Annotated in this window: 8 protein-coding genes; 4 read left to right on the plus strand and 4 right to left on the minus strand. The window is 53.0% G+C overall.

The window, feature by feature from the left end; all coding sequences use genetic code 11:
• Nucleotides 1-192: 192 nt before the first annotated feature.
• On the minus strand, nucleotides 193-1167 hold the full coding sequence (locus AB5Y72_RS08765; protein WP_368198884.1) for a hypothetical protein: 975 nt from the start codon (nucleotides 1165-1167) through the stop codon (nucleotides 193-195).
• Between the two features lie 296 nt (nucleotides 1168-1463).
• Here AB5Y72_RS08765 and AB5Y72_RS08770 point away from each other — a divergent pair, with 296 nt between their 5' ends.
• Nucleotides 1464-1640 (plus strand): AlpA family transcriptional regulator, encoded by a 177-nt coding sequence (locus AB5Y72_RS08770; RefSeq protein WP_076362302.1) that lies wholly within the window; start codon nucleotides 1464-1466, stop codon nucleotides 1638-1640.
• Nucleotides 1641-2126: 486 nt separating this feature from the next.
• On the plus strand, nucleotides 2127-2834 hold the full coding sequence (locus AB5Y72_RS08775; protein WP_368198886.1) for an inovirus Gp2 family protein: 708 nt from the start codon (nucleotides 2127-2129) through the stop codon (nucleotides 2832-2834).
• A gap of 276 nt (nucleotides 2835-3110) precedes the next feature.
• Here the strand turns inward: AB5Y72_RS08775 and AB5Y72_RS08780 are convergent, their stop codons facing one another.
• Nucleotides 3111-4022 (minus strand): LysR substrate-binding domain-containing protein, encoded by a 912-nt coding sequence (locus tag AB5Y72_RS08780; protein WP_049636662.1) that lies wholly within the window; start codon nucleotides 4020-4022, stop codon nucleotides 3111-3113.
• A gap of 121 nt (nucleotides 4023-4143) precedes the next feature.
• Here AB5Y72_RS08780 and AB5Y72_RS08785 point away from each other — a divergent pair, with 121 nt between their 5' ends.
• Both AB5Y72_RS08785 and AB5Y72_RS08790 read left to right on the plus strand, forming a co-directional pair.
• On the plus strand, nucleotides 4144-5463 hold the full coding sequence (locus tag AB5Y72_RS08785; RefSeq protein WP_368198887.1) for a 6-phospho-alpha-glucosidase: 1320 nt from the start codon (nucleotides 4144-4146) through the stop codon (nucleotides 5461-5463).
• A 216-nt stretch (nucleotides 5464-5679) separates the two neighbouring features.
• Complete coding sequence (locus AB5Y72_RS08790) at nucleotides 5680-6000, plus strand: transposase DNA-binding-containing protein (RefSeq protein ID WP_257707472.1); 321 nt, start codon at nucleotides 5680-5682, stop codon at nucleotides 5998-6000.
• A 305-nt stretch (nucleotides 6001-6305) separates the two neighbouring features.
• On the opposite strand, the gene umuC is transcribed toward AB5Y72_RS08790, so the two are convergent.
• Both umuC and AB5Y72_RS08800 read right to left on the minus strand, forming a co-directional pair.
• Nucleotides 6306-7565 (minus strand): translesion error-prone DNA polymerase V subunit UmuC, encoded by a 1260-nt coding sequence (umuC, locus tag AB5Y72_RS08795; protein WP_368198888.1) that lies wholly within the window; start codon nucleotides 7563-7565, stop codon nucleotides 6306-6308.
• On the minus strand, nucleotides 7546-7853 hold a 308-nt coding region (locus tag AB5Y72_RS08800; protein WP_368198601.1), incomplete at its 5' end, for a LexA family protein. The genes AB5Y72_RS08800 and umuC, both read right to left, overlap by 20 nt.

Consider the following 7853-nt stretch of genomic DNA (forward strand, 5'->3'; position numbering starts at 1 on the left):
TCTGAAATTGATACCGAAGAAAGTGCGCACTAAAGTAGCGTAAACAAGACACCGGTTTGAGGCCGGTGTCAGGTGATAACTAGATCTGTACAGCAGTTAATAACGTTGTGAAGGTGAGCTTTAATAGAAAGTAAATGTGGCTATGATGATTTTTAGTGATGGACTGAATGATTAAATCATTCAGTCCATTTTTTATATTGCGCACCGTTTTGAGTATGCCTCTCTAATCAACTCTTCTATGATGGTATTTTTATTTTTCTGTTCCATTTGGCTTAGTTCGTCAAGAATATTACCTATATCTTTACTCATGTTAATGCTGTATTGTTTCTTTTCTAGATTTTTATCACGATATACTTTTTGGCTCCATGCCTTCTTGATGTTGGAAACTAAAAGTTTATATCTATCAATATTAGTGATGCTTAATACATCTAAAAATGAAACAAGATCATCTTTTTGAGCTGATGTACCATTTAAAACTAATGGGACATAATCTATTTCTTTATGCTCAAGATATTTGTGTAGCCATGTTGTTTTTTCCTTGTTTTGTTTGTTAAGCCAAAACTTAACATCATCATTTTTCATTGCTGATTCAGCAGATTTGGATATGGCTCGTACTAATTTTTCCTTTTCTATTTTGTTGCAAGGTAGTCTGTTGATAAGTGCAGTTATATCCTGCGTACTTATTTCAGTATTCCATTTTTTATTAGTGTGTGTGTGCGTTTTTATGTTTTCATCGAGTATTGATGGGCTCAATAAAAACACGCACTTATGTTCTAGTTGTTGGTCTTTTTTTTCTATGGATATACCTAAGTGACTCAAAAATCTCCATGTGAAGTAATGCAGCCTCGTATTTTTATTATCTAGCCAGTAATAATGTTTTTCTGTAAGGCATCTTGTGTGAAATTCATCCAGTAAAGTGTCAATCCATTTTTCAAGTCCATTAGGTCGTTCATTTCTTACATTGTAGTTATGCATAAAAGCAAAAGCACTAGCAGTATTGCAGGCATCTTTTAAATTCTTGATTAGTATATGGCGAGGTGGTGTATCTACAGCTTGAGCTTGAGCTTGATTGATTTGACCTGTTCTATACCAGAGGTAGTCCACAAAAATAGGGTCATCTAATTTCTTATAAACTTGCACATCCACACTATTATCATGAATTGCCATAATACCCCCTCCCTTAATCTACATTGTAGTGTTTTGTGTTGATTTATGGTTGCGTTTAGTGTGTGATTTTTCATGGTATTTTTCAAGCTTTTATTGTTGCTTATGTTGGCGGGATGACCTGTGAGTGCATGGCTCAGGCTCTGCAATCTAACCTACTTAGTGGCATTGAAGCACTCTGGGAAAACTAGTGATTGTTTCTTCTGCATGGCTAATCGGCTTAGGGGCAATGTGAGAAGCTATAAACGTAAATATTAACATTGTTGGTCCAGCTATGGAAAAATAGCCGGATCCAAAAAATGAAACTAATCAAACTCAAAGAAGTCACGGAAATGACGACGCTATCCAAAGCGACAATTTATCGTTTGATGAGCAAAGGGGAGTTCCCTGGTGTCGTTCGTTTAGGGCCTAGAGCGGTCGCTTGGATGCAGAGTGAAGTAATAGAATGGATTGATTCGAAGGCATCTGCTAGATAGGAGAGGGTAAGCTAAGTTCAGAGTAATTTTCTTGCTTTAATAACCGGTATTACTGGGGTTTTATTTAAAATAATCACGTATTTCCCGGTGATTAAGGAGGTCGATAAGTTCGGTAATAGTAATATATACACCAAGGTGTATACCAAGGTAGAGGGTGTAGGAGATATATCGAGGGAGAGAGTGATACACCGTCAGAGTGTATCACAGAGTATACCAACGAGAACATGTGATATATACACTCGTGTATACCAATCAGATATACATCGGGCTTGTACATCTGATACAAGCCATTAGCCGTATACATCGGCATAGTGCAGCATGTGCAAAGCACAGAGTGCTAAATGCAGGTTGGTATATCAACCCAGTAGGTTGATAAGAGAGCAAAGTATCAGTTGGCTGTAAAATTTTACGTAGCAGCTCTCATTAATGACGATTAGTGCACTAACCCCAAGGCATGGATATTCCATTCGAATAATAGGAGCGTATATGAAATTTGAAGCTGGGTATTACTTAATGCCCAACGAGCTAAAAAACTTGCGAGTTGTGGCTGAGGCCAAGCATGGTGAAATATCCTCTGAGCAGTTGAAAACATCCGTGGAGGTGATCACAAACTTTTTGAATAAACATCCACGAGTATTTGCTGTACGCGTTGATCTGCGTTTCCCTCATATACCAGTTATGGATGATCCGGACATGCCGACAAGCTTTCCACCGGAGGTAGAAGAGGAAGAGGTTATTACGCGCTTTTTTACTTCACTAAAAAGCCAGATTCAGGCGTTACGTCACCGTAAGGGTCAGACTGGTAAACGATTCTTCTTGGGTTATATCTGGGTAAAGGAGCAAGTAACAAGCCAGTACCCTCATTATCACGTGGTGCTACTATTTAACCGAGATGACTACGGTTATCTTGGTGATTACTCTAATTTTGATGCGGATAACATGGCGACGCGTATCCGTAAAGCTTGGTGCAGAGCATTGAGGCTTGCATACCCTGATTATGCATCTTTGGTGCATTTCCCTCCTGACGCAGAGTATCGATTTGATCGCAGAGATGCAGTTCTGCACAATGAGAAATTTTATAAATTCTTGGAGAGGATCGGGTATTTCTTTAAATTGCGTTCGAAAGTAGAAGGTGAACGTAATTACGGGCGTAGTGAACGGATAAGGGAAGGTGCGAACAAGTCCCTGATATGAGATCATGTTTGTCATCTGGAGCCATGGAACAGCTGACTCTTATACACAAGTAGCGTCCTGAACGGAACCTTTCCCGTTTTCCAGGATCTGATCTTCTATGTGACTCCCAACATAGTAACGATCATGATAACTTCTGCTCTTCATCGTGCGGCTGACTCGGCTAAATCTGTGTTCTCTTCGGCGGCGCTGGGTGATCCTCGCCGTACCACCCGTCAGGTCAGATGACAGTCACATGACACCGGCATGAAGAGTTGCTGCGCAAGGCGCCAGGATGAGTCAGCGCGCGGCCATCAGGACCACCTCTTGCCGCAACCAGTCGACAAAGGCCCGCACCTTGGGGACATCCACGAACTCCCGACGCGTCACCACGTGATAGCCCAATCCCTGATGGTAGGTGGTATCGAACGGGAAGATGAGCTCGCCGCGGGCCACCAGATCCCGCGCCAGCTGATAGCGGCCCATGGCCACGCCGAGACCGGAGCGAGCCCCGCTGATGGCGGCATCGTAGTGGGTGAAGCTGTAGTGGTGGCGACAACTCCCCTCGTCGAGACCCGCGGCCGCCAGCCAGCCGCGCCACTCGCTGCGCGGATCGCTCTGGGGGATCGACTCCACATCATGCAACAGCAGGCACGCCGCCAGCCGCTCCGGTGCCTCGAGCAGCCCCATCTGCTCGGCATAGGCCGGGCTGCAGACCGGCATCAGCACCTCATCCAGCAACGGCAGGCTGTCGAGCCCCGGATAGTGGCCATCGCCGTAGTCGATCCAGAGATCGGCCGGATGCAGGGCAAAATCCACCCGGCTGCCCTTGGATCTCAGGTGCAGGCTGAGCTCAGGATGGAGCCCATAGAACCCCTTGAGCCGGGGCACCAGCCAGTGCTGGGCAAAGGTCGGCGTGCTGCCGATCTCCAGGCTACCGCGCAGCGCCTGGTGGCGGATGTCCTCGATCTCGTGGCAGACCGAGCCGAAATGGCGACTGACCTGGCGATAGAGCCGTTCCCCCTCCGGTGTCAGGGCGATGCGCCGGGTCTGCCGCACGAACAGCTGGAAGCCCAGCTCCTGCTCCAGCTTGCGAATGCGGTGCGACAGGGCGCTCTGGGTCAGGTGCAACGCCTCGGCGGCCTCCTTGAAACTCAGGCATCCGGCGATTTGGGCGAAGATGTGCAGACTGGTGAAGCTGGAAAATGACATGGCGCCCTCATGGGTGAATTTTTCTCAATCATGGTCCACCAAAGCTCATTTGTTAAGGCTGCGCGGGCGATTCATGCTGAGAACACGAAAAACAAATTCATCCATCCGCAGGAGAGTCCCGATGAAACGCTACCATCTCACCATCGCCGGCGGCGGCGCCACCTACACCCCCGGCATCGTCAACGCCATCCTCAACGCCCGTGATGTGCTGCCGCTGCGCAAGCTGGTGCTGCTCGACAACGACGCCGAGCGCGTCGCTACCATGGGCGGCTTCATCCGTCTGTTGCTGGCCGAGAAGGCCCCCGAGGTCGAGCTGGTCATCACCACGGACCGCCAGGAAGCCTTCACCGGCATGGAGTTTCTGTTCGCCCAGATCCGCAGCGGCGGCCTGGCCATGCGGGCACAGGATGAGCAGATCCCGCTGCGCCACGGCGTGGTCGGTCAGGAGACCTGCGGCCCCGGCGGCTTTGCCTTCGCCCTGCGCTCGATCCCCGACATGCTGGCCATCGGCGAGGATGTGCGCCGCTACGCCCCCGACGCCTGGATCCTCAACTACTCCAATCCGGCCGCCATCCTGGCCGACCTGTGGCATAAGCGTTTCCCTGAGCTGAAAAGCCTGTTCATCTGCGACATGCCCATCGTCATCGAGCTGCTGGTCGCCGCCACTCTGGGCTACCGCCACGCCGATCTGGCCTTCGAGTACGTCGGGCTCAACCACTTTGGCTGGTGGCGCCATATCTGGAACCCGCAGGGCGAGGATCTGCTGCCCAAGTTGCGCGACCACCTGCTCTCCGAGCGGCCGCTGACCCTGTTCCAGGATGAGCACGTCAACGCCGACTGGGTGCCGACCTTCGAGCGGCTGCGCAAGAGCATGCGCCTGTTCCCCGAGTTTTTGTCCAACACCTACCTGCAGTACTACTACTTCGGCGAGGAGATGGTGGCCCACGAAGACCCGCACTACAGCCGCGCCAACCGGGTCATCGATACCCGCGAGAAGTCGGTGTTCGACGAGTGCCGCCGCTGCATCGCCATCGGCAGCGCCGCCGACAGCTTCCTCTGTGCCGGGGTGCATGGTGACTTCATCGTCGACCATGCCCGCGCCATCCTCACCAACCAGCCGTTCCGCACCACGGTCAATGTGCCGAACCGCGGTCTGGTGCCGGGCTTGCCAGCCGATGCCATCGTCGAGGTACACGGTCAGGTGACGGCCCACGGGGTCGAGGCGTTCGGAGTCGGCGAGTTGCCCCACTTCCAGCGGGCGCTGATGGTGCAGCAGAACGCCTATGAGCAGCTCACCGTCGAGGCGGCGCTGGAGGGCTCCTACACCAAGGCGCTGCAGGCGCTGACCCTCAACCGCACAGTGCCTTCCGTCGATGTCGCCAAACGGCTGCTCGACGATCTGCTGGCGGCCAATCGCGACTACTGGCCGGTGTTGAAATAACGAGCCCACCGGGCCCAATGCCAATCAGTTAGCGAGGGAGAGATAGCCTTTTGAGCCAACCGTTGGCGGCAGGGATGCCGCCATCGAGCCCCCAGGGAACTGTCTCTTATACACAACTCCCCACCCTTCTCGGTGGGGATGTTTTTTTCAGAACAAGGGAATTTTTTTCGATTTTAACGATCTGAGTTCCGACACACTCAGCTTTGCCAAGGCTCTATGCTCATCACCGATCCCAACCTTTGGGCTAACACCCTCTTTGCACATGCCGAGCTGAATGATCCTCGTCGGACTCGCCGTCTGGTTCGGATCTCCGCCGCCTTGGCTCAAAATGTAGGACAATCCATTATGCAATCGGCCCGCTCTCCCGCTGACATGGAGGCCGCCTATCGCTTCATGCGAAACTCCGCTATCCGTGCGGAACACATAGATGACGCAGGATTTGCCAGTACAGCCGACATGGCTGCTCAATTCAACATCCTGCTGGCTCTGGAAGACACCACCTCGCTCAATTTCTCCTACCCCTGCGTATTCCGGTGAAGTTGAACAGTGATTCCGGAATCTGTGAACACCATTTCCGGAAAGTATGCGGACAGGGATTCTTCGAGCAGAAGCTGAGCTTTGAGGGGAGGCATCTTTTCGACTCACTGAACAAGCCAGCAGCCAAGCGCAGCGCGGCAGTTGTGGATCCAAGACGTTGGAACAGGACGGTTCATCTGACATCAGAGTACGTTCACCTCGGGAATTTCTGCGCAGTCGGGTATCACAACCCTAAGCGGGAAAAAGTGTCTGGATCTATGGGGTCAAATCCAAACCATCTAGCCCCGCAACTAACAGACTCAGGACTACCTCGCCACCGGCAGGTCCTCCCAGCGGGTGGTGTAACAGGGGCTCAGGTGCGCTTGTCGCATCATCCACTCAGGCGACCCAGTGCCCTGGCTGGCAAAGCCTACGCGCCCCAATCCCTTGGCTTTGATCTGGTCCATCACGGCCATCAGCGCATCCGATTGAGCGGAGGACGGGGCAAACAGATCGGCCTGTTGCTGCCCCTTGGGGGTGAACTCACTCAGCATGACGCCCCCCTTCTGATAGCGGTAACCGTCGCGCCAAATCTGCGGTAGCAGCACGTTCACTTGCTGCAGCAGCAACCGGGTATCATCGCTAGGGCAGACCAGCCGGACGCCAGCCTGCTCACTGTAGTAAGGCGCTCGTTCGTCAAAGGGGCTGGTTCGCACGAACAGGTGCACCCGTTGGCAACACATCCCCTCGGCCCGCAACTTCTCGGCTGCGCGAGCCATAAAGCCTGACAACGCTTGGGCCATTTCTCCACGGTCAGTCACGCGCTCACCAAAGGAACGGCTCGAGAGGATCTGCTGCTTCGCCGCCGGTTCAACGGTCAGCTCTGCGCAAGGCAGGCCACGCAGCTCCTGTACGATCCGCTCGACCACCACGCCGTATTGGGCGCGTAACCCTTTGGCGTCGCTAGCCACCAGGTCAGCAACGGTGTTGATGCCTTGTGCCACCAACTTGGCTCCCAAGCGCCGTCCTATGCCCCACACCTCGTTCACCGGGGTGATAGCCATCAGCCGGGCACGGCGCAGCTCGTCACGCAAGTCCACGACGCCGCCCGTGGCAGGCCACTTCTTGGCTGCATAGTTGGCCAGCTTGGCGAGGGTCTTGGTGGGACCAATCCCGACCCCTACCGTTAGGCCGGTCCACTGCCACACTCGCTGCCGGATCTGTTGTCCATAGGCTGTCAGGTCACCGGCAAACGACTCCGACAGTGACAGGAATGCTTCATCAATGGAGTAGACCTCCAGCTCGGGGGACATGGTCTCCAACGTGTTCATCACCCTGCCAGACATGTCTCCATAGAGCGCGTAGTTGGAGCTGAATGCCACACCGCCATGCGCCTCGAACTGCTCGCGGATCTTGAAGTAGGGCCCGGCCATCTTGATACCCATCGCCTTGGCTTCGGGGCTGCGCGACACCACGCATCCATCGTTGTTGGAGAGCACCACGATCGGGCGGCCACGCACCTCAGGGCGAAACAACCGCTCACAGCTGGCGTAGAAGTTGTTTACATCAACGAGCGCTATAGCCATCACGCTGCCTCAGATTGCCAATCACATGGGTGACCACTCCGAACAACTCCAGGGAGAGGCTCATACAAGGGTCGATAGGCGTGAACGCCGGATTGGCTGGCAACAGCCGCAACCTCGGCTTGAGCTGCAAGGTCTTTACCGTGAAGCCGCCATCGAGTAGTGCAATCACCACATCACCATGGCGAGGGGTGAGGCTCTTATCGACCACCAGCAAGTCACCGGGAAAGATGCCGACCCCGGTCATGCTCTCCCCCTCGGCACGCAGATAGAAGGTTGCTGCAGGGTGCG

It is taken from the genome of Aeromonas sp. R7-4, from assembly GCF_040908055.1.
Lineage (GTDB): Bacteria > Pseudomonadota > Gammaproteobacteria > Enterobacterales > Aeromonadaceae > Aeromonas > Aeromonas sanarellii.